16 protein-coding genes are annotated in these 19,762 nt (G+C 70.3%); 7 read left to right on the top strand and 9 right to left on the bottom strand.

The window, feature by feature from the left end:
- Positions 1-675: 675 nt before the first annotated feature.
- From GR130_RS27270 to GR130_RS27250, 5 genes are read left to right on the top strand one after another with little or no spacing between them, the layout of a single operon-like run.
- Positions 676-2,166 (top strand): sensor histidine kinase, encoded by a 1,491-nt coding sequence (locus tag GR130_RS27270; protein ID WP_201305014.1) that lies wholly within the window; start codon positions 676-678, stop codon positions 2,164-2,166.
- A gap of 25 nt (positions 2,167-2,191) precedes the next feature.
- Entirely contained in the window at positions 2,192-2,578 is a 387-nt protein-coding gene (locus tag GR130_RS27265) for a roadblock/LC7 domain-containing protein (protein ID WP_159510254.1), read from the top strand.
- Positions 2,575-2,949, top strand: a complete 375-nt coding sequence (locus GR130_RS27260; RefSeq protein WP_159507162.1) for a DUF742 domain-containing protein — start codon at positions 2,575-2,577, stop codon at positions 2,947-2,949. Before GR130_RS27265 ends, GR130_RS27260 begins: the two co-directional genes overlap by 4 nt.
- The gene (locus GR130_RS27255; protein WP_159507161.1) at positions 2,930-3,553 is read left to right on the top strand and encodes a GTP-binding protein; all 624 of its coding nucleotides are present in this window, start codon (positions 2,930-2,932) and stop codon (positions 3,551-3,553) included. Before GR130_RS27260 ends, GR130_RS27255 begins: the two co-directional genes overlap by 20 nt.
- Entirely contained in the window at positions 3,550-4,995 is a 1,446-nt protein-coding gene (locus GR130_RS27250) for a cytochrome P450 (RefSeq protein WP_159507160.1), read from the top strand. Before GR130_RS27255 ends, GR130_RS27250 begins: the two co-directional genes overlap by 4 nt.
- 466 nt (positions 4,996-5,461) lie before the next feature.
- Here the strand turns inward: GR130_RS27250 and GR130_RS27245 are convergent, their stop codons facing one another.
- The 7 genes from GR130_RS27245 to GR130_RS27215 all read right to left on the bottom strand — a co-directional run bounded on the left by GR130_RS27245 (position 5,462) and on the right by GR130_RS27215 (position 13,856).
- Positions 5,462-6,439 carry a terpene synthase family protein gene (locus GR130_RS27245; protein WP_159507159.1) on the bottom strand — a complete coding sequence of 326 codons (978 nt, stop codon included), beginning with the start codon at positions 6,437-6,439 and terminating at the stop codon, positions 5,462-5,464.
- A gap of 76 nt (positions 6,440-6,515) precedes the next feature.
- Complete coding sequence (locus GR130_RS27240; protein WP_159507158.1) at positions 6,516-6,824, bottom strand: hypothetical protein; 309 nt, start codon at positions 6,822-6,824, stop codon at positions 6,516-6,518.
- 323 nt (positions 6,825-7,147) lie between these two features.
- Positions 7,148-8,077 carry a phytoene/squalene synthase family protein gene (locus GR130_RS27235; protein ID WP_159507157.1) on the bottom strand — a complete coding sequence of 310 codons (930 nt, stop codon included), beginning with the start codon at positions 8,075-8,077 and terminating at the stop codon, positions 7,148-7,150.
- Between the two features lie 98 nt (positions 8,078-8,175).
- On the bottom strand, positions 8,176-9,468 hold the full coding sequence (locus tag GR130_RS27230) for a sugar ABC transporter permease (protein WP_159507156.1): 1,293 nt from the start codon (positions 9,466-9,468) through the stop codon (positions 8,176-8,178).
- Positions 9,465-10,244, bottom strand: coding sequence for an ATP-binding cassette domain-containing protein (locus tag GR130_RS27225; protein WP_159507155.1), 780 nt, complete (start codon positions 10,242-10,244; stop codon positions 9,465-9,467). Before GR130_RS27225 ends, GR130_RS27230 begins: the two co-directional genes overlap by 4 nt.
- An 11-nt stretch (positions 10,245-10,255) precedes the next feature.
- Entirely contained in the window at positions 10,256-11,356 is a 1,101-nt protein-coding gene (locus GR130_RS27220; protein ID WP_159507154.1) for a sugar ABC transporter substrate-binding protein, read from the bottom strand.
- Between the two features lie 10 nt (positions 11,357-11,366).
- On the bottom strand, positions 11,367-13,856 hold the full coding sequence (locus tag GR130_RS27215; RefSeq protein ID WP_201305013.1) for a SpoIIE family protein phosphatase: 2,490 nt from the start codon (positions 13,854-13,856) through the stop codon (positions 11,367-11,369).
- 527 nt (positions 13,857-14,383) lie between these two features.
- Between GR130_RS27215 and GR130_RS27210 the strand changes: the two genes are divergently transcribed.
- Positions 14,384-15,796 (top strand): amino acid permease, encoded by a 1,413-nt coding sequence (locus GR130_RS27210; protein WP_159507153.1) that lies wholly within the window; start codon positions 14,384-14,386, stop codon positions 15,794-15,796.
- A 327-nt stretch (positions 15,797-16,123) separates the two neighbouring features.
- Here GR130_RS27210 and GR130_RS27205 read toward each other — a convergent pair whose 3' ends face one another.
- Together GR130_RS27205 and GR130_RS27200 are read right to left on the bottom strand one after the other, a co-directional pair.
- A complete protein-coding gene (locus GR130_RS27205) occupies positions 16,124-17,065 on the bottom strand; it encodes an NAD-dependent epimerase/dehydratase family protein (RefSeq protein ID WP_159507152.1) in 942 nt (313 codons plus the stop codon).
- 195 nt (positions 17,066-17,260) lie between these two features.
- Positions 17,261-17,500, bottom strand: a complete 240-nt coding sequence (locus tag GR130_RS27200) for a hypothetical protein (protein WP_159507151.1) — start codon at positions 17,498-17,500, stop codon at positions 17,261-17,263.
- Between the two features lie 1,514 nt (positions 17,501-19,014).
- Between GR130_RS27200 and GR130_RS27195 the strand changes: the two genes are divergently transcribed.
- Positions 19,015-19,518 (top strand): hypothetical protein, encoded by a 504-nt coding sequence (locus GR130_RS27195; RefSeq protein WP_159507150.1) that lies wholly within the window; start codon positions 19,015-19,017, stop codon positions 19,516-19,518.
- The last annotated feature ends 244 nt before the right edge of the window (positions 19,519-19,762 follow it).

The following is a 19,762-nucleotide window of genomic DNA, read 5'->3' as shown; positions in this document are numbered from 1 at the left end:
ACACGCCGGGGCGGTTCCCGTTCGATGGCCAGTTCGACTGGGGTCCGCTTGTTGCCCACCGCGGCGACGGGCTCGGCTATCCGGGCGCGGTGGGGGAGTGTGGTGGGTTCGCTCGCGCCGCCCGGGAGCGACTGGGTCTCGGAAAGTGCGCCGGGGTGCCGGTCGCGACCGTGCGCCCGCGGTGGCGGTCCCTCTCGCCGCACCGGGACCGGGTCCGGGTCGCTGCAGGTGGGCCGGCGACTGTGTGCTTCCCGCCGGGTGCCGTGTGCCGGTGCGCAACACTCACCGGCACATCAGTTTGATTCAACTGCCCATAAGCGCAAGGAAGTTGAACGCTTGTGCAACTTCTGTTTTTCGTACACGAGTACATACCGATGGTATATGCAGTAGGGCTACCCGGCGGTCTTGAAAGGGCTATGCTCCCTGTTGCGCAGCGAGTTGTGGCGACTACAGCTAGTCGTCGCCTGCTGCTGCGGTGCCGCCGACTGCACGAAGGTTTGGGTGTCCTGGGACCCGGCTTCCATGTGGGCGGAACACCACCGCGACCGCGCCGCGGCACGTGCCGCGCGTGTGATCCGGTGGCTGTCGAGCCTGTTCACGCGGCCCCGCGCGATGGTGTGTACCCACACACACCGGACAGTCGCTCCGTCCCTTTATCACGCCCTTAGGATGCCGATGGCTCGTGCTGGCTCGTCACCCGGAGGCTGGCGGTCCACGTCAACCTCCTTGTGGATACTCCCTCCCGCCCTGGTTGCCGCGTGTACCGCCGCCGCCCTGTCCATGGCGCCGTCGAGCGCCATCGCACCGGTTGCCCTGTGCGGCGCGGCATCCGCCGCGACCGCGGCCGTCGTGGCAGGGGAGGCGGTGCGCAGGGGGCGCACGATCTCCGAACTGCACAGGCAGCATGCCGAACAAGAAGCGCAGCTACGTCAATATCTGGTCGACCAGGAGATCGAGACCGTACGGCTCGCCAAGGAGCTGCTGCCGGTCCTGGTCGCACGGCTCCAACGGGGCGAGTTCGGCGAGGAGGTGCTGCGCGACATCGACTACGACTCCCGGGTCAGCCCCGAGTTCGCCGCCGCCCACGAAGCCGTGCTGCGCTCGGTGGTCGAAGCGGTGGAGGCGGAGGAAGGACTGCGCGACTCGGCCCAGCGGGCCTTCGTCAACATCGCGCGCCGCGTCCAGGCCATCGTGCACCAACAGGCCCAGGATCTGCGGGAGATGGAGGACAAACACGGCAACATGCCGGATGTCTTCGGCGACCTGCTCCACCTCGACCACGCCACCGCGCTCGTCGGGCGCCTCGCCGACAGCATCGCCGTACTCGGCGGGGCCCGCCCGGGGCGCCAATGGCAGCAGACCGTACCGCTGTTCAACGTGCTGCGCGGCGCGATGTCGCGGATCATCGACTACCAACGCGTCGACCTCCACTCGGTGGCCGAGATCGCCATCGTCGGGCCCGCGGTCGAACCGCTGATCCACGCCCTGGCCGAGCTGCTCGACAACGCCACTCGTTACTCGCCGCCGCAGACGCGGGTCCACCTCACGGCGATCGAGGTGCAGTCCGGCGTCGCGGTCGAGATCGAGGACGCCGGGGTCGGCCTCACCGACGAGGCGCGCCACCGCGCCGAGCGGGTGCTGGCCCAGGCATCGGCCGGACTGGACCTCGACGACCTGGGGGAAACCCCGCGCCTCGGCCTGGCGGTCGTCGGCCGACTCGCCCAGGCCAACAACTTCTCCGTCTCACTGCGCCCTTCCGCGTACGGCGGGGTGCGGGCCGTCCTGACGGTTCCTCAGGAAGCGACCACCGCGACTCCCACGCCCGGCGGGCAGATCGCCCGCGCCGCCACCCTGCCACCGCCCAGGCCGCGGATCAGGCCGCTGGCCACGCCCAGGCCCCAGGAGGCCGAGGCGGCGGCACCCGTGACCGATGTCAACGGACTGCCGCAGCGCCGGCGGAGGCGTATCGCGGGTGCACCGGTGCCTCCCCGGCCCAGGTCGGCTCCCGCGGGCCCCGGGCCCGTGTCCGGAGCCCCGAAGTCGTCCGACACCCCAGCCCAGCCGGGGATGTGGCTGGCCGCCTTCCAACAGGCGGTTTCCGGAGAGGCACCTTCGGCCGGCCACGACCGACCGAACAGTGACGAGTCGCCAGGAAAGGATGAATGAGCACGTGACGCAGCAGCGGCTCAATATGGACTGGATGCTCAAAGACCTGGCGTCCAGCGTTCCGTTCACCCGCCACGTCGTGGTGTTGTCCTCGGACGGCCTGTGCATGGCCAAGTACGGCACCGACACGGACGCCGCCGACCGCCTGGCCGCGGCCTGCGCCGGACTGCAGAGCCTGTCGGGGGCCGTGGCAGCCGAGTTCCCGGACGGTGACGGGACAATGAGACTCGTCGTGATCGAGGTCAGCGGGGGCTTCTTCTACCTGATGGCGGCCGGTGCCAGAGCCTATCTCGCGGTACTGGCCGACGACGGGGTGGACCCCGGCCTCATGGGGCAGCGTATGCGGGACCTGGTGGCGAGGATCGGTCAGCACCTCACCAGTCCGCCGCGTGCCGACGGGCAGGTCACATGAGCGACGGTCACCAAGACGAAGGACGAAAAGACTGGGAGGAAGGCGGCCCCGAGCGGCTCTACGTCGTCACGGCGGGCCGGAGCCGCCCCGCCGAGCAGGCCGCCCTGGACCTGGTCACGCTGATCGTGTCCCGCGACGCGCCCGCCGCGGGCATGCAACCCGAGCACGCCGCGATCATACGCATGTGCAACTACCCGCTGTCCGTTGCCGAGATCTCCGCCTACCTGCACCTGCCGGCCAGCACGGTGACGGTGCTCCTCGCGGATCTCATCGACGGCGGACACGTCGAGGCCCGGGCCCCGATCCCGGCCGCAGCCCTGCCCGATGTCGAACTTCTGGAGGCGGTGATGCATGGACTGCAACGTCTCTGAGGCCCTCGTAGGGCCTCGGATCGAGGACCAGTTGCCCGCCTCGGCCGCTGCCGCGGTCAAGGTGGTGATCGTCGGAGGCTTCGGGGTCGGCAAGACCACGATGGTCGGCTCGGTGAGCGAGATCCGGCCGCTGACCACCGAGGAGATGATGACCAAGGCCGGCGCCGATGTGGACGACATCGCCGGCGTGGAACGCAAGACCGCGACCACCGTGGCGATGGACTTCGGCCGGATCAGCCTCAACGAACAACTGGTGCTGTACCTGTTCGGCACGCCCGGCCAGGAGCGCTTCTGGTTCCTGTGGGACGGCCTCTTCGAAGGCGCACTCGGCGCCGTCGTCCTGGTCGACACCCGCCGACTGGAAGTCAGCTTCGATGTCATCGGCCGCCTTGAAGACCGCGGGGTGCCCTTCGTCGTCGCGATGAACGCGTTCCCCGACGCTCCGGCCTACCCCATCTCGGACCTCCGCGCGGCGCTGGACCTCCCCGAGACCGTTCCCATCTTCGACTGCGACGCCCGCAACCGCACCTCGTCCCGTGACGCCCTGCTGACGCTCATGCGCTACCTGCACTCCCTCACCACCGCAACCCCGGAGCCACAGTGACGCCCCCTTCCCCCAATTCCGCCCACCACGACTCGACGCTTGCCCCGCCCCCGGGCTGCCCCGCCCACGCCTACCCGGCTCCCGGTGGCAAGGTGCGGTTGTACGGCCCCGAGTACGAAGCCGATCCGATGCGCGTCTTCGAGCAGTTGCGCGCCACGCACGGAGCGGTGGCCCCGGTCCTGCTCACCGGAGATCTGCCCGGCTGGCTGGTCCTCGGCTACCGCGAGATCCTGGAGGTGCTGCGGACGCCGAGCCGGTTCTCCCACGACTCCCGGATCTGGAACCAGTTGAGGGAAAACCGCGTTCCGCAGGACTCCCCCATGCTGCCGGTGATCGCCTGGCGCCCCGACTGCCGGTTCGCCGACGGCGAGGAACACCAGCGGCTGCGCGGCGCGATCAACGAGAGCATGGGGCGATTCGACCGGCGCGGCATCCGCCGCTACGTCACCCGCTTCACCCACCAGCTGATCGACAACTTCGCCGCCGACGGCCGCGCAGAGCTGGTGACGCAGTTCGCGCAGCAACTCCCCATGATCGTCCTCACGCAGATGCTGGGGATGCCGGAGGAGTACGGGCCGCGCATCGTGGAGGCAGCCACTGAACTGGTAAAGGGCTCCGTGAAGGCGGTCGCCAGCAACCAGTACATCATGGAGGTGCTGGCGGAACTCGTGGCGCGCAAGCACACCGCGCCCGGCCCCGACCTCGCGTCGTGGCTCATCGACCACCCCGCCAAGCTGAACGACGAGGAGATCGTCAATCACCTGTGGCTGGTCCTCATCGCCGCCAACGAGAACACCACCAGCCTGATGGCGAGCACGCTGCGGATGGTGCTCACCGATCAGCGTTTCCGCGCCTCGCTGACGGGTGGTCATATGACGCTGCCCGATGCCGTGGAACAGGTGCTGTGGGACGAGCCCCCGACCACCGTGGTCCCCGCCCGCTGGGCCACGGATGACACCGAGCTCGCCGAGCATTCCATCCGGGCCGGAGACATGCTGGTGCTCGGCGTGGCTGCCGGGAACCTCGACTCGGCGGTCCGTCCCGATCTCAACACGCCGATGCACGGCAACCGTTCCCACCTCGCCTTCGGAGGCGGGCCGCACGAGTGCCCTGGCCGCGACGTGGCACGTGCCATCGCCGACACGGCCATCGACACCCTGTTGATGCGGCTGCCCGATGTCCAACTGTTGGTCCTTGAGGACGAGTTGAGCTGGCGATCCACCAGTTGGACCCGCCATCTGGTGGCGCTTCCCGTGCAGTTCGCTCCGCGCCGGGTCGACCCCACCCCGGTTGCCCGTAGCTCTCGGAGCACCGCGGCACGGCCCACTCCGGATTCGGCCTCCGTAGCGGCCGCCGGAACCGAGCAGTCGCCGTCCGTCCACACGCGGCAGCCCCGGCGGTCTTGGTGGCAGGCGGTGAAGCGGCGGTTGCTGCGCTCGTAGTGTGACGGTCGTGCGGCCGTACCCGGTGAGAGGCGCCGGTTCAGGGAGCGGTGTGGCGCCCTGAACCGGCGAGCCGGCAACGGCAATCGCCTGTCAGAACACGGAAACCCGGTCTCCTACGGGCGGGGACCTCGCGACGTACTGGACGCCGGTCCGGTCGTAACGGCCGGTGCCCGGCCCCAGTCGTAGTTGCCGCGGATGCAGGCGTGGTTGGCCTCCACGAAGCGGGCCACGATCCTTTCAGGGGATCGAGCCTCCATCAGACCCGGAGCGGTTCAATGAAGTGGAGAAGGCTGTGCGGGGGGCTTCGGCTTGCCTTCGGCGTCGACCAGTCCGGCCTCCTTGCACGCCTCCTGAAGTGGTAGCTGTACGTGTTTGCGGTGGTCCCTTTCCCGCGCACTTCCTCACCTTCACCGCAAGTAGCCCCCTGGTCTGCTAACGCAGACTCCCCGAATGCAGTGGCCTGTTACTGCGCTAGCTCGTAACGGGTCGTGAAACGGGCGCTGGCGTAGTGGTAGTCGAAGTTGCCGCGGACCACGTGCCGGTATCCTTCGACGATTCGCATGACGTCGTCCACGACGGGCGAATCGTCATTGACGACTGCACGGACCTGTCCCGGGATCGTTCGGCAGGCTGCATCGAACTGGGCCAAGAGCCCGCTGAGTACACCGTTGACGACGTCGACAGCGTCCTGGGTGCCGAGGCCACGCTGTTGACGGACCAGGAGGACCGCGTTGTGCGGATAACTGACGGCTTCTTCTTTCTCCAGGGAGAAGACGTCGTTAAGTAGGCCGATCCACTCGCTGGCCCGATTCCTCGCGTAGACCAGGGCAGGAAGGTTCCGGACTCGAGCTGGCAGGTCGACGTCCTGCACATACTCGTGCATGTGCAGGAAGGGAATCTCACCCACACCGTGCCGGCGGTGTGCCACGTACTGGTGCAGGGGCATGCTTTTCCCGGCGCGGGCTAAACGGACCTGCACCGGATAGGTCCTCAGCCATTGGGCAACCGAATGCATCACCGCCTCGCACCAAGCCAATGAGCGGCCCTGCGACAAAGTTCCGATCACATCTGCCATGGCTCGCCCGGCACCATTGCTGGGAGGGCGAGTCCCGCAGGCGACGGCGACCAGATCTTCGCAATACTCCGAGACCGAGGCGTCATCCTGGGCACTGATTTCTTCATCGAAATCATCCACGAGGAATGCCAGCGCCATGTAACGGTTCACCACCGTCAGCCGGTCTGCGCCGGCGTGGGGGTAGTAGAGGGCCGTCGTGTAGTGCGGTCCCGTACGGACCAGGCGTTCCCGCCGGACCGCATCGTCGAGCAGACGGTGGCTTTCTAGCCAGTTCCACATGTCCGTTTCTGCCGCGTCCACGGCAGCAGCGACCCCGTACTCGGGAAGCGGCATTTCCAAGGCAGGTAGTTCATAGGAGCGAGGCATTTCTCCTCCTCGTAGCAGCCGCCCGGTGAGCCCAGGCGGATCATGGATGGGTCGCTGGGATACGCGCGCGGCCGTGTCAAGTTTCGGTAGTACCGGCGGGCGGCGAGTGTCCGTCCCGGTCGCAGTGACGACGCCGACTGCCGCCCTGCGGGCGTGGGTGGCACAACACGTGGTCGAGCCAGACGTGGGCGAGCGGGAAGGTCGGCTGCACCAGAGTGGAGTCGGGACTGCGGTGGGCCAGGTTCCAGCCGAGGCACCTGGCCTGGTTCTCGGTGCTGGTGAGCGCGCCGGTGGAGGTCAGCCATTCGAGGTTGCGGATCCGGGCCGTCTCCAGGTCCGGGCTGATGCGCGGAGTGAAGGGGGTACGGAGTTCGATGTCCCGCATGGGCGTCCTCCGAAGCTGTCCTGCGTGGTCAGGGTCTTCATGCCAGAAACACGCGAACGCCTGGGCGGATCGCCAAGTCCCCTACGCGCACGGCGCGTTCGTTGGTGCCGACATGACAGAGCTTCTTGCTGGCGTGGCAGAGCATCTGGCGCATGCGCCCCCTGCTTTGGGCGTGCGGGGGCGCGTATCGGCTGAGGGTTCCAGCCACTTACCTCGTGGGAACAAAAGCTGTTTTGACTGTACCGGCGAGCCGGGGGTGTGGCCAGGCCCCATCCGGGGCCTGACCAGGCCCTCGGCATATGACCCGTGCCCTCGCGTCGGCCCTAGAGGCACCCGGTGGGGGAGTGGCGAAATCGGCGCGCGTGGCGGTATTCGCGCAGGAGGGTCTTGAGCGCCGTGGTGACGGGAGGGCGGGCCGAGGCGGTCAGGAGGGCGGGGCCCTTGGCCAAGGCTGCGTCCGCGGTGGCCACTTCGAGGGCGGTCAGGGCCCTGACGAACGGGCGGTGGGCGGGTGGCAGGAGTGTGGCCACCTGGCGGCTGTCGGCCAGTGAGGCGCGGGCCTGCTGGAGGAGGTCGCGCAACAGGGCGCGGACTTCGGGGGTGTCCTGGGCGCGTTCGAGGTCGGTGCGGGTCACGCCGTGCCGCAGCAAGGTGTCCTGAGGGATCGTCAGGCGTTCGTCGGCCAGGTCCTCGGCGAGGTCGTTGACGAAGTCGAGGCGCTGGCTGCCGTCGATGTAGACGCGGCAGGCGGCACGGTAGTCGGCCGATTCCTCGCCAGGGGCGAGCAGGCAGGCGACCATCAGGAAAGCGGGCAGGGAGTACTCGTCGAGATAGCGCTGGTAGTCCGACTCCGTGGCGAAGCCGGTGAATTCGAGGTCGGTGGTGGCTGCGGCGAGGAAGTCTTCGACGTGGCCGGTGAGTTGGGGGTGCTGGGCGGCGGTGTGCAGGAGGGGGCGGATCACGGGGTGGTCGCCGGTGCCGGTGGCGAGGGCCTTGCGTACCGACTCTTCCCACGCCGTGTAGGCGTCGCGGCGCTCGGCCGCGGGGCCGTGGTCGAGGAGGTTGTCGGTGTGGTGCATGAAGGCCACGGCGGCTATCACGTGGGGGACCAGTGGGCGCGGGAGGAGCAGCCGGACCGCGACATACGAGGCGCGGCGGTAGCGGGCCACCAGCGAGCGCTGTTGGGTGAAGTCGTCGCGCAGCTGCGGGTCCTGGACGCCTGCGGCGTCCAGCATGGTGGTCCACGTACTCATCGGGTCGCTCCTTCTGATCTCGTGCCCTGGGCCAAGCGGGAGCGTACAGGCGCCGCTGATCCCATCCGCGGGCCTCCCGGTGCGTTGCCACCGGCCCCTCACACCCGCCCATGGGCCCGTTGTGCCCGGCGGGAGAGGGAGTCGATGACCACCGCGACCAGCAGTACACCGCCGGTGATCATGAACTGCACGGCGGGCTGGACGCCCAGCAGTGCGACGCCGGAGGCGATCGACTGGATGACCAGCACGCCCAGCAGCGCCGACCAGGTCCGGCCGCGGCCGCCGAAGAGGCTGGTGCCGCCGATGACCGCGGCGGCGATGGCGTCCATGAGCAGATTGCCGGCGCCGGACGTCTGGGTGGCCGAGGTGACGCGGGAGGCCAGGAACAGGCCGCCGATCGCGGCCATCGTGCCCGAGACCATGAAGACGGAGATCCGTACCCGGTCCACGTTGAGTCCGGTACGGCGGGCGGCCTCGACGCTGCCGCCGAGCGCGAAGATCATCCGTCCGTAGCGCGTGCGGAGCAGGACGTGGTCGAGCCCCACGAGGAAGACGAGGAAGATCAGCAGGGCCAGGGGTAGGCCCAGGAACTGGTTGAGGACATAGGCCGCGGCCAGTGAGATCACCGCGATGACGCCGGTGCGCAGGATGATCTCGCGCAGCGAACGGGTCGGCACCCCGGCGTCTCGCCGGCGCCGTACGTCGCGGTAGGACGCGAGGAAGTAGCCGGCGGTGCCGAGGGCCGCCACGCCGTACGCGACGGCGACATGGGTGAAGTAGTAGCCGGTCAGCATGGCGACCAGGCCCTTGTCGTCGAGGTTGATGGTGCCGCTCGAGCCCAGCAGGTAGAGCATCAGCCCGTTCCAGCCGAGCAGGCCGGCGAGGGTGACCACGAAGGCGGGCACGCCGACCTTGACGAAGAAGAACCCGTGGATCGCTCCGATCGCGGTGCCGGCGAGCACCGTGAGCAGCAGCGCCGGACCTTCCGGCACGCCCTCGTTCACGTTGAGCACCGCGAACGCCGCCGCGGCCAGGCCGCTCACCGAGCCGACCGACAGATCGATCTCACCGAGCAGCAGCACGAAGACGATGCCCGTCGAGATCATGCCGATGCCGACGATGTCCACGCTCAGGGCGGACAGGTTGCGCGGTGAGAGGAAGTTCCCGTTGAGGCTCTGGAAGATGACCCACACCACCACCAGGCCCAGGACGACGGGGACCGCGCCGAGTTCGCCGCTGTGGAACCTGCGCGAGAGCGCCTGGAGCGGGTTCTGCACGCCCGGCTCGGACGGGGGCCGGTGGTCCGGCCCGGACGGGGGCCGGTGGTCCGGGGCGGCCGCCCGGTTGCGGCGCAGCGGCAGGGGCAGTGTCAGTATCCGAGGGCGGCTCATCGCTCCACCTCCCAGCCGGGTGCCTTGCGCCGGGTCACCGCGTTGTCGGTGGCCCCGGTGATGGAGGAGATGATCTGTTCCTGGGACGTGGTCATGACGTTGAAGAAGCCGTTGTTGCGGCCCAGCCGCAGTACCGCGATCCAGTCCGCGACCGCCTTGACGTCCCCCAGGTTGTGGCTGATCAGCAGTACCCCCAGGCCGCGTTCGCGCAGCTGGTCCACGAGGTCGAGGACCTGGGCGGTCTGCTCGATGCCCAGGGACGCGGTGGGCTCGTCCAGCAGCACCATCCGGGGCTCGCCCAGCAGCGAGCGGGCGATCGCGACGGTCTGCCGCTGGCCGCCGGAGAGCGAGGCGACCGGGAGGCGCACACTGGGCATCCGGATGGCGAGGGTGTCGAGCAGTTCCAGGGTGCGGCGCTCCATCTCCACCTCGTCCAGCACGCCGGCCCGGCAGATCTCCCGGCCGAGGAAGAGGTTGCCGACCACATCGAGGTTGTCGCACAGCGCGAGGTCCTGGTAGACGGTGGCGATGCCCAGTTCCCGGGCGTCGTGCGGCCGGGTGATCTGGACCGGCCGGCCGTGCCACTCGATGACGCCCGCATCGGCCGCGTCGACCCCGGCGATCACCTTGATCAGTGTGGACTTGCCCGCGCCGTTGTCGCCCACGAGCGCGACGACCTCCCCGGCGCGGACCTCCAACTCGACGTCCGCGAGGGCCTGCACGGCGCCGAATCGCTTGAAGATCCCGCGCAGCGCCAGCAGTTGCGGTGCGACCATGGGTACCTGCCTTACGTGGTGAGACCCGCCTTCGCGCAGGCGGCCGCGTACTTGGGGGTGCAGATCTGGGCGACGGTGTACATACCGTCCTTGACCACGGTGTCCTTGATGTCGTGGACGGTCACCGCCACCGGGGTGAGCAGCACGGCCGGGATGCCGCGGGTGGTGGGACTGTCGACGCGGTGGGTGGCGATGCCGCCGAGGCTCCGGCCGCGGGCCAGCGCGACGGCCATGGCGGCGGCGGTGTCGGCCTCGGGCGCGAAGGGTTTCTGGACGGTCATGTACTGCTCGCCGGTGACGAGCCGCTGAATGGCGGGGAGTTCGGCGTCCTGGCCGGTGATCGGGGGCAGCGGACTGATCTTCGCGGCCTTGAGCGCGGCGATGATGCCCGCGGCGAGGCCGTCGTTGGCGGAGTAGACGCCGTCGATCTGCTGGGGGCCGAGGGCCGAGATGGCGGCGGCCATGTTGCTGTTGGCCGACTCCGGCCGCCAGCCGGCGGTGTTGTACGACTTCGCGATCCGCACCCTGCCCTGGAGCACGGACAGCGCGCCCCGTTTGAACCAGGCGGAGTTGGGGTCGGTGGCCGCGCCGTTCATCATGACGATCCGGTCGCCGCGCGCCCTGGCGCCGAGCGCCGTCAGCAGCGCCTCGCCCTGGAGCCGGCCGACCTGCGCGCCGTCGAAGGAGACGTAACCCGATATCGGGCCCTCCACGAGGCGGTCGTAGGCGACGATCCGGATGCCGGCCCGGTGTGCGTTCTCGACCGGTTCGCGCAGCGACTTGGTGTCGACGGCGTCGAGGATCAGCACGTTCACCTCCTTGGTGACCATCGCGTCCATCTGCTGCTGCTGGGTGGCCACCTCGTGCTGCGCGCTGACGGTCTCCACCCGGCACTCCCGGCACAGCTGGTGGATCCTCTTCTCGATCATGGGCTTGTCGAAGTGGTAGAAGCGCGAGGTGTTGTCGGGGAGCAGCACGCCGATCCGCAACGGCCCGCCGGAGGGCCCGACCGGCCCATGCGCCCCGGGGGCCTCGCCGCAGGCCACCGGGACCGCCACCAGGCACAGTCCGGCCAGGGCGGCGACGGCGGCGCGCCGGCGCGTTCGCTCCATGAGCACCTCCTCACGCTCCCGTCCCGCCGACCCGTTCGCCCGGGGGCAGGCAGATCTCGCTCCACACCTGCTTGCCGCCGCTCAGCGGCACCGAGCCCCAGGACTCCGACATCGCCTCGACCAGCAGCAGTCCCCGGCCACCGGTCGCCTCCCAGTCCACGCTGACCGGCTTGACCGGGGCCCGGGGAGAGGCGTCGTTGACGGCGATCCGCAGCCGGCCGGCGACCAGCGTCAGATCCAGCTGCACCTCGCCCTGGGTGTGCGCGATGGCATTGGTGACCAACTCGGAGACCACCAGCAGCGCCACGTCCAGCTCCTGCACGCCCCAGGTGCGCAGTGTGCGGCCGGTGAAGCGGCGGGCGTGCATGACGGCGTCGGGGAGCCGCCACACCGCCCAGCGGGCCCGGGTCGGGCGGACCCGCATCCCGTCGTAGCGCAGGACCAGCACCGCCACGTCGTCGTCGCGCCGCTTGCCGCTGCCGACGAGGTCGTCGGCCAGCCGCCCGGCATCGGCGGGGTCGGCCGCACCCAGCACCTCGCGCACCCGGCGCAGCCCTTCTTCCAGGGGGAGGCTGGCCGACTCGGCCAGGCCGTCGGTCAGCAGCACCAGTACCGCGCCGGGGGCCAGCCCCACCTCGGTCAGCGGGAATTCGGCCTCCTCGGACACCCCCAGCGGCGGCCCGCCCTCGACCGGCAACTCCTCCGTACTGCCGTCCGGGTACCGCAGCAGCGGCGGCAGGTGCCCGGCCCGGACGAACCAGGCGATGCCCTCCTCCATGTCCAGGTCGACATAGCAGCAGGTGGCGAAGAGGTCGGTCTCCATGCCGAGGAGGAGCCGGTTGGCGTGCGCGATCACCACGTCGGGCGGATGGCCCTCCACCGCGTAGGCCCTGATGGCCGTCCGCATCTGGCCCATGATCGTCGCGGCGCCCGCACTGTGCCCCTCCACATCGCCGATGACCAGCGCCACATGGCCGTCGGAGAGCGGAATCACGTCGTACCAGTCGCCGCCCAGCTCCAGCCCCATCGTGGCGGGGAGATAGCGGACCTCGGCCACCCCGCCGGCCAGCTTCGGCAACTTGCGGGGCAGCAGGCTGCGCTGGAGCATCGTGCCGAGTTCGTGCCAGGCGTCCTGCGCGTGGGCCCGCACCAGCGCCTGCCCCACCAGACCGGCGGTCGCCGTCAGCAGCGACCGCTCCTCCGGCCCGAACCGGTGCTCCGCGTCCCACCCGATCAGGCAGACGCCCACGATCCGGCCCTCGGCCGGCAGCGGCAGGACGGCAAGGCCGCCCGGCCCGATACCCCCCAGGCCCGTTTCGAGGCCCGCGCCCGGCGGCCACACGGCCACGTGCCCGCCCCGGAGCACGCCCTCCAGCGTCGGCAGCGCCTGCAACGAGGCGTCCGGCCACTCCGACCGCCACTCGGACTGCCATGACGCCGGCCACGCCTCGGGCGCCGGCGGGTCGAGAACGGTCACCACCAGCCGGTCCGCCTCCAGTTCCGCCACCGCGATCCGGTCCGCGGACAGCGGCGCGCGGAGCGTCGCGACCACGGCCCGGCTGACGTCCCGGATGGTGCCCGCGTTGGCCAGCGCGGCCGCCAGCCGCTGCACGACGGAGACCTCGTCGGCGCTGGGCCGCAGATACGAGGCGTCCGCGACGACTCCCAGCATCCGATCCGGCGCACCGCTCGCCCCGATCAGCACCCGGCAGCGCAGACTCAGCCAGCGCAGCTCACCGTTGGGCCGGCGGATACGGAACGACAGCTGCTGCCCGGCGACCGGCACCCCGCCCGGCTCCACGATCGCCAGCAGCGCCGGTACGTCGTCGGGGGCGGTCCGCTCCAGCAGGGTCTCCACCCGTCGGTCGAAGTCCTCGCGGGCTATGCCGAACAACTCCAGCACCTGGGCGTCCGCGTCCATCCGCCCGGTGCGCAGCGTCAGGCTGAACGCGCCGCCGCGCAGGGTGTCCAGGCCAGGACCCAGCAGCGAACGGCGCTCCGTCCGCGCCATGGTCCGCGCCGCGACCGCCTCCAGCCCCGCGGCCACCTGGTCGGCGTGCAGCTCCAGCAGATGGCGGCGGTCGGCGTCGAAGGCGTTCACCGCCTGGTCCACCACGACCAGGCAGCCCAGCCGTCTGGTGCCTCCGCCCAGGGGCAGCACGCCGGCCGAGCCGGTGGCCGGCAGCGTGCCGGCACGGCGCTCCTCGCCGCCGTGGTCCGGGGGAGGAGCGGCTTCCTTCCCGGCGAGGTCCGCCGGTGTCGGCCACTGGGGGAGTCCGGTGCGGAAGGCCCGGGTGACCGGGGAGTCGCCGGACAGCGGGTAGCTCGTCGGCAGACTGACCGGGACCCCGGAGCCGCCGACCATCTCGGCCAGCTGGAGGTCGTCGTGTCCTTCGGCCAGCACGTAGACGGCGGTCAGCTCAGCCCCGGAAGCCCCAAGGACCCGCGCGGTCACTTCCTGCACCGCCTCCGTACGGGGGAAGCCGTCGTCGTAAGCCACGGTCGCCGTATCCGCCCTCGGGGCCGGAGCCGCCGCCCGGCCACCGCCTCATCGGATATTTCGCCACTTACCGCCCTCACTCCATGGTGCGGCATGGACGGAGACCGCAGCCAGTCGGTGACCGGAACACGGCCCGTCACGGTGGGTGACCACGCCACCCCCGCCCGGTCGACCGCCGCGGGGCCCGCCCGTGGCGCCGGCCGGTCATCAGCGGTCAGGCCGGGGCCATTTCAGATCCGACCCGAAGGTGATCGCCCGGACCTCCGTCGAGGCGCCGGCCCTGACCGGCCGCCCGCGGCGAGCGCGAGGACGCGCGGTCGCACGTCCCGCCCCGGCCCGGCCACCGGCCCGGGGCGACGGCATCGTGTCGATCCCCGGCTCCGCGGCCCGGCGGGCCCCACCGTGTCCGCACCTTCACCGCGAGTGATGGCCGTGTCCGAATAGCGGGCGTTAACGCCACTCACGCAGCGTGCCCCCGCACACTCGGGTCGCTCATCGATCGTCTCAAGCAATGGACAGGCACGACCATGACTCGGAGTATCACCCGGTCACCCCAGGGCTCCCCGCAGGCCGTGCAGGATTCTGCGCCCGCCCTGTCGCACGGCCTCAAGCAGCGCCATCTGTCGATGATCGCGCTCGGCGGGGTCATCGGCGCCGGCCTCTTCGTGGGCTCCGGCGCCGGCATCGCCGCGGCGGGGCCGGCCATCGTCCTCCTCTTCGCGGGGACCGGCGCGCTGGTCATGCTGATCATGCGGATGCTCGGCGAGATGTCCGCGGCCCGGCCCTCCACCGGCTCCTTCTCGGTGCACTCCGAGCAGGAACTCGGTCTCTGGGCGGGGACCGTCTCGGGCTGGATGTACTGGCTGATGCTCTGCGCCGGCGTGGCCGCCGAGGCCACCGCCGCGGGCGGCATCATGCACACCTGGGCGCCGTTCCTCCCCGCCTACGGCTGGGTGGCGGTCTTCATGGTGTTCTTCTGCGCCAGCAACCTGACCGCGGTGAAGAACTTCGGCGAGTTCGAGTTCTGGTTCGCCGCCATCAAGGTCACCGTGATCGTCGCCTTCCTGGTGCTGGGCGTGCTCGGCATCCTGGGAGTGTTCGGGAAGGCACCCGGCACCCACCACCTCACCGGCCACGGCGGCTTCTTCCCGACCGGCGCGGCCGGGCTCGCCGCCGGGCTGCTGACCACCATCTCCGGATTCGCCGGCCTGGAGACCGTCACCATCGCGGCGGCGGAGTCCGACCAGCCGAGCCGCAACGTGGCCCGTGCCGTGCGTACCGCGGTCTGGCGCATCGCCGTCTTCTACATCGGCTCCATGGCCGTGGTCGTCACCCTGGTGCCGTGGAACGACCCGAAGGTCGCCACCGACGGCCCGTACGTCACCGTGCTCGACCGGCTCGGCATCCCGGCAGCCGGAACGATCATGCAGGTCGTCGTGCTGGTGGCACTGCTCTCGGCGATGAACGCCAACATCTACGGCTCGTCCCGCATGGCGTACTCCCTCGTCAGCCGGGGACTGGGCCCGCGCTTCCTGGGCAAGGTCACCAGGGGCACCCCGGCGGCGGCGGTGCTGGCATCCTGCGTGTTCGGCTTCGCGGCCGTGATCGCCGGGATCATCTGGCCGACCACCGTGTTCACCTGGCTGCTGAACATCGCCGGCTGCTCGGTGCTGGTCGTCTGGTCCATCGTCTGCCTCACCCAGCTGAAGATGCGCCGCCGCCTGGAGCGCGAGGCACCGGAACTGCTCTCGGTGCGGATGTGGGGCTTCCCCTATCTCACCTGGCTGGCACTGGCCGCGATCCTCGGCGTCTTCGCCGTCATGGCCGCCACCTCGGATGGCCTCCAACAGCTCGCCGGCACCGCCGTCGTGGTGGCGGCGCTGGCCGGCGCGGCCCACCTCAAGCGCCGCCGCGACCAGCGGACCGTGCCCACCCCGTAGCCGTCACCCGGCACCCGCCGTCGCGCTGACGGCGGGAGCCGGGGAAGGCCGGCGGGTGCGGCGCGCCCGCGGCAGCGACACCGCCTCCCGCAGCCGGCACATCGCCGAACTCGACGACGCGGACAGGCCGGTTCGCCTCGCCGCCGCCCCGGCGGACCCGACCCGCATCCTCCGCGGGCTGCGCCCCGCGCAAGCCCCCGCGAACAACGCGGAGCCCGCGATCACACCGCCCGCCGAGCCATGGCCACCCGCCACGGCCCACGACGGCAACCGCCGCTGTGCCCCCACCGCCCTCGCCCCACCCGGGAGCCCGGGCTCTCCCCGACGTCACCCGGCGGCGGCCAGGCGCCCCCGCCACCACTCCACCGTCGCCTTGACCTGTTCCTCGACGGGGGTGGCCCGTACGGAGAACGCGGCTTCGTACGCGCGTGAGTCAGCGACAAACGGTCGGTCGAACTGGTAGCGGATCTCCCGCAGTTCGCGCAGCAGCGGGGAGAAGACCGCGGCGATCCCCAGCACGACCGGTGACAGCCGGCGCACCGCGACCGGGCCCGTTTCGGCCTGCGCCGCAAGGAGGTCGACCATCTCCCGGGTGGACAGCGCCGGCCCCGTCGGAACGTGCCAGGCCCGTCCCCAGGCCCGCTCCGCACCCGCGACCTCGACCAGGGCCCTGGCCACATCGGGCAGATAACTCCAGCTGTGCGGAGCGTCCGGATCCCCGAGCGCGGAGACCGGCTTCCCTCGCAACAACCGCGGCACGACCCGGGCGGCCAGGTGCCCGCCATCGGTGACACCGGGTCCGAAGAAGTCCGAGGCCCGCACCTCGACCGCCTTGATACGGCCCTGCTCGTGCAGCTGCCGCGCCTGCTCCCAAACGGCGGCGCGCACCCGCCCCTTGGGGCCGGTCGCCGCGAGCGGCAACTCCTCGGTCAGGAGACCGTCCACCGGCCCGTAGCCGTAGAGGTTGCCCAGCATCACCAGGGTGGCCCCGGTCGCCTCGGCCGCCGCACAGACCGACGAGGCCAGGGGCGGCCAGTCACTCGCCCAGCGATGGTACGGCGGTGCGGCACAGCTGTGGATGGCGGTGGCGCCCTGCGCGACCTCGATCAGCCGCGCACCGTCCGTCGCGTCCAACGCCACATGCTCGATTCCCGGCTCCGGGCCCCGCCCCGACGTGGTGACCACCCGCACCGCATGACCCTCTTCGGCCAGCAGCCGGGCAGTGGCCGCCCCGGCGGGCCCGAACCCTATGACGACATGAAGACTCACGCGCGCACACTAGCGCGCGGGCAGAGCGCTCTTGTCGTCCCCGCGTCAGCCGGGCCGGGGACACGGACCGGGCCCGTCCCGGTCCCGCCCGTCGAGGGGTCGGGACCAGGAACGCCGAAACGGGCCCGGCGCCGGGTTTGCGGCCCGGCTACCGAGACCCGTTTCGGTGACAAGGGTGATGCCACTGCGCGATCGTCACATGCCGCAGTTGCCCATACCGGTGACCTGGCCGCCGGCGTTGCCCTCACCGTTGATCGCGTTGCCCAGCAGGCCGTTGAGAATCCCGACCTCGCCGAGGATGTCGACGTTGATCTCGTGGTTGTGACACCCGCCGCCGTGGCCCCCTGCGGGCTGCGCGGACGCCGTACCGGCGCCGAAGAATCCGACGCTGCCGATGACGGCGGCCACAGCAGCAGCCTTGTGAAGCTTGCGCATTTTTCTCCTCCTTGGGTCGTTCAGAGCTAGGCATCAAAAGATCCACTTCGCGCTGATATAGGACGTTAATCACATAATCTCCATATCGCTCATCGGTACCGCCATCCGAGGGCGCGGGCCCGGCCGTGCCCGCTGCCGCCGCGCACCCGTTCCGCCCTTCCGCACGTCAGATCGCCGCAGGTCACATCCACTGCAGCCGCGGCCTGCGGTGCCCGCCCATTGCCCCCCAATGGGCGATCCCCGTCTGCTGACGTGAGGTCATCCGACCGTCGTAACCGTCCCGATGGCACTGCGCACCCGTCAGCTGCGTCGCGCGAACGGCACCCCCGTCACACGTCGCATCCCCGCGGCGGGCGAACCGCCGCGGGGTCGGCGTCCACCTGTTCGAGAACCAGCCGGGCCGCCGCTCACGGGTGGCGGCAGGCGCCCCTCGGCGCCGCCACGCACGACCTGCGACCGGAGGGACTCCTCCAGACTCCGGGCGACCCGAGGCACCGTGTCGAGCGCTCCGAGCTGACCACGGTCCACGCACGGACGACCGCGCGAGCCGCTGGCGGATGCCTTCACTCGGGTTGGGGATTCAGGCGGTTGACCACAATCACTCTCGGCGCGGAAGGTTCCCGACCACGACGAACCGGCCCGCCCTCCAGGCGTCGATGCCGAAATCCGCAGCGAGTTGGGCGGAGCCGCCGTCGCGGGAGGGGCTGCCGGTGGCTTAGCATGGCGACGTTCTTTCCACTGGGAGAACATCGGCGGTCAGCGTGTTGTCAGCCCTTCCACGCTGGCCGTCATCCATTCCCGGCACGTGGACGCCGCTTCCCCGGGCGAGCGATCACCGACGCGATCCGGCACTCCTCCTGCGGAAAGCCCCCTTTTCCCAACGGAATTGACGCCAGCTCGCGTCATACCCATCACGCAGCCGTCGGCCACGACCGGGCCCCGCGCCGTGCCGGACCGCAGAGGGATTCCCCCGGGGGCGCCGAAGCCGCGACGGACGGCCTCATCGCGGCCGTCGTCCGCACAGGGGTCTACCCGTGCGTGCTCCGTGGCAACCACCCGGCAACTCCCCGGAACCCAGGCCGAGATCACGGCCGTCCGAACGAGAACGGCCGCCGGCACTCCAAATGATTCATGCTCTTGGGCAAATGGGTGACCGTTCATGGGTTCCCGTGACCGGGTCAGGGGAATTGCCGTTCCTCGCTGGGAGAGAACAGTGATGGGCCTGCGGGCCGCCGGCCGGGACCGTCGTCGTTCCTGGCTTCGGCCGGTCTTGCGGTGACGATACGGGCATGTTTTCCCACGCGAATCGGAGGAGGGACGATGGGGTGCGCCGTCGGCTTCGAAGGGCGTTGGAAAGCTGCGCCACGGGTGTTGTCGCGGATCTGCGGGAGGCTTCCGCCGTGAATGTGCATGGGGTGCGCAGGGTCTCAAGCTCAGGATTACCTCTGTTCGTGCACTCAAGACAGCGATAAATAATCAGTTTTCCATACAGGCAATGAAGGGCCGAAGGTTCCATGCGCAAGCTTCAGCAGATCGCGCTCGTCGTCGCAGCGGCCGGCGGTCTGTCCACCGTCGGCGCCGGCGTGAGTTCCGCCGACGCTCCTGTCGGTTACAACGGCGCCATCCCGCCCACTGCTCCGCAGAACGAAGGCCCCCAGGCCGCCTCCTGGACGGCCGCCGGGGCCACGTCGCACGCCTACGGTTCGCACGGCGGTCCGCAGCAGGCCGCTCCCCAGGCCGCCGCCCCGCAATCCGTCGCTCCGCCGCAGTCCGCCCCGCAGGTCAACCCGCAGCTCAACCCGCAGTTCAACCCACAGCTCTCCCCGCAGGTCTCGCAGGTCCTGCCGCACTCCGCTCCGCGGGAACAGAACAACCTCTTCCGTCCGTTCCAGGAGTGCAGCCCGCAGACGCTGCTCGACGCCAACGTCCCCATCGGCCTGCTGGCCACGCCTGAAACCCGGGGCTTCAGCTGCACCCAGGACAACACCCAGGCCAACGCCTTCGCCACGGCAAAGTAGCGCGACTCGCTTCGTTCGCCACGCTCACTGCGGGCCCTTCGAGGAGATTCCTCGAAGGGCCCGTTCGTGCGTCGTGAGCCGGCAACTCCTGCGCTACGAGTTGAGGACGGCAGGCCACCGCAGGGGACCGTGTCCGTTCGCGCCGGTTTATGCGTGAACTACTTGGCTTCCGGGGCAACTTCCCGCTTCTCGATCTCGCGATCCGGCGCGTCGCTCAAAATCATTGGATATTTCGTATTAGCCT

Source organism: Streptomyces sp. GS7 (assembly GCF_009834125.1).
Lineage (GTDB): Bacteria > Actinomycetota > Actinomycetes > Streptomycetales > Streptomycetaceae > Streptomyces.
This window is presented reverse-complemented; position numbering and strand designations above follow the sequence as displayed.

Excerpts from the sequence above, each read along its gene's own strand:
- GR130_RS27270 (WP_201305014.1), top strand. The coding sequence starts at position 676 with ATGGCTCGTGCTGGCTCGTCACCCGGAGGCTGGCGGTCCACGTCAACC.
- GR130_RS27265 (WP_159510254.1), top strand. The coding sequence starts at position 2,192 with ATGGACTGGATGCTCAAAGACCTGGCGTCCAGCGTTCCGTTCACCCGC.
- GR130_RS27260 (WP_159507162.1), top strand. The coding sequence starts at position 2,575 with ATGAGCGACGGTCACCAAGACGAAGGACGAAAAGACTGGGAGGAAGGC.
- GR130_RS27255 (WP_159507161.1), top strand. The coding sequence starts at position 2,930 with ATGGACTGCAACGTCTCTGAGGCCCTCGTAGGGCCTCGGATCGAGGAC.
- GR130_RS27245 (WP_159507159.1), bottom strand. The coding sequence starts at position 6,439 with ATGCCTCGCTCCTATGAACTACCTGCCTTGGAAATGCCGCTTCCCGAG.
- GR130_RS27240 (WP_159507158.1), bottom strand. The coding sequence starts at position 6,824 with ATGCGGGACATCGAACTCCGTACCCCCTTCACTCCGCGCATCAGCCCG.
- GR130_RS27235 (WP_159507157.1), bottom strand. The coding sequence starts at position 8,077 with ATGAGTACGTGGACCACCATGCTGGACGCCGCAGGCGTCCAGGACCCG.
- GR130_RS27230 (WP_159507156.1), bottom strand. The coding sequence starts at position 9,468 with ATGAGCCGCCCTCGGATACTGACACTGCCCCTGCCGCTGCGCCGCAAC.
- GR130_RS27225 (WP_159507155.1), bottom strand. The coding sequence starts at position 10,244 with ATGGTCGCACCGCAACTGCTGGCGCTGCGCGGGATCTTCAAGCGATTC.
- GR130_RS27220 (WP_159507154.1), bottom strand. The coding sequence starts at position 11,356 with ATGGAGCGAACGCGCCGGCGCGCCGCCGTCGCCGCCCTGGCCGGACTG.
- GR130_RS27210 (WP_159507153.1), top strand. The coding sequence starts at position 14,384 with ATGACTCGGAGTATCACCCGGTCACCCCAGGGCTCCCCGCAGGCCGTG.
- GR130_RS27200 (WP_159507151.1), bottom strand. The coding sequence starts at position 17,500 with ATGCGCAAGCTTCACAAGGCTGCTGCTGTGGCCGCCGTCATCGGCAGC.
- GR130_RS27195 (WP_159507150.1), top strand. The coding sequence starts at position 19,015 with ATGCGCAAGCTTCAGCAGATCGCGCTCGTCGTCGCAGCGGCCGGCGGT.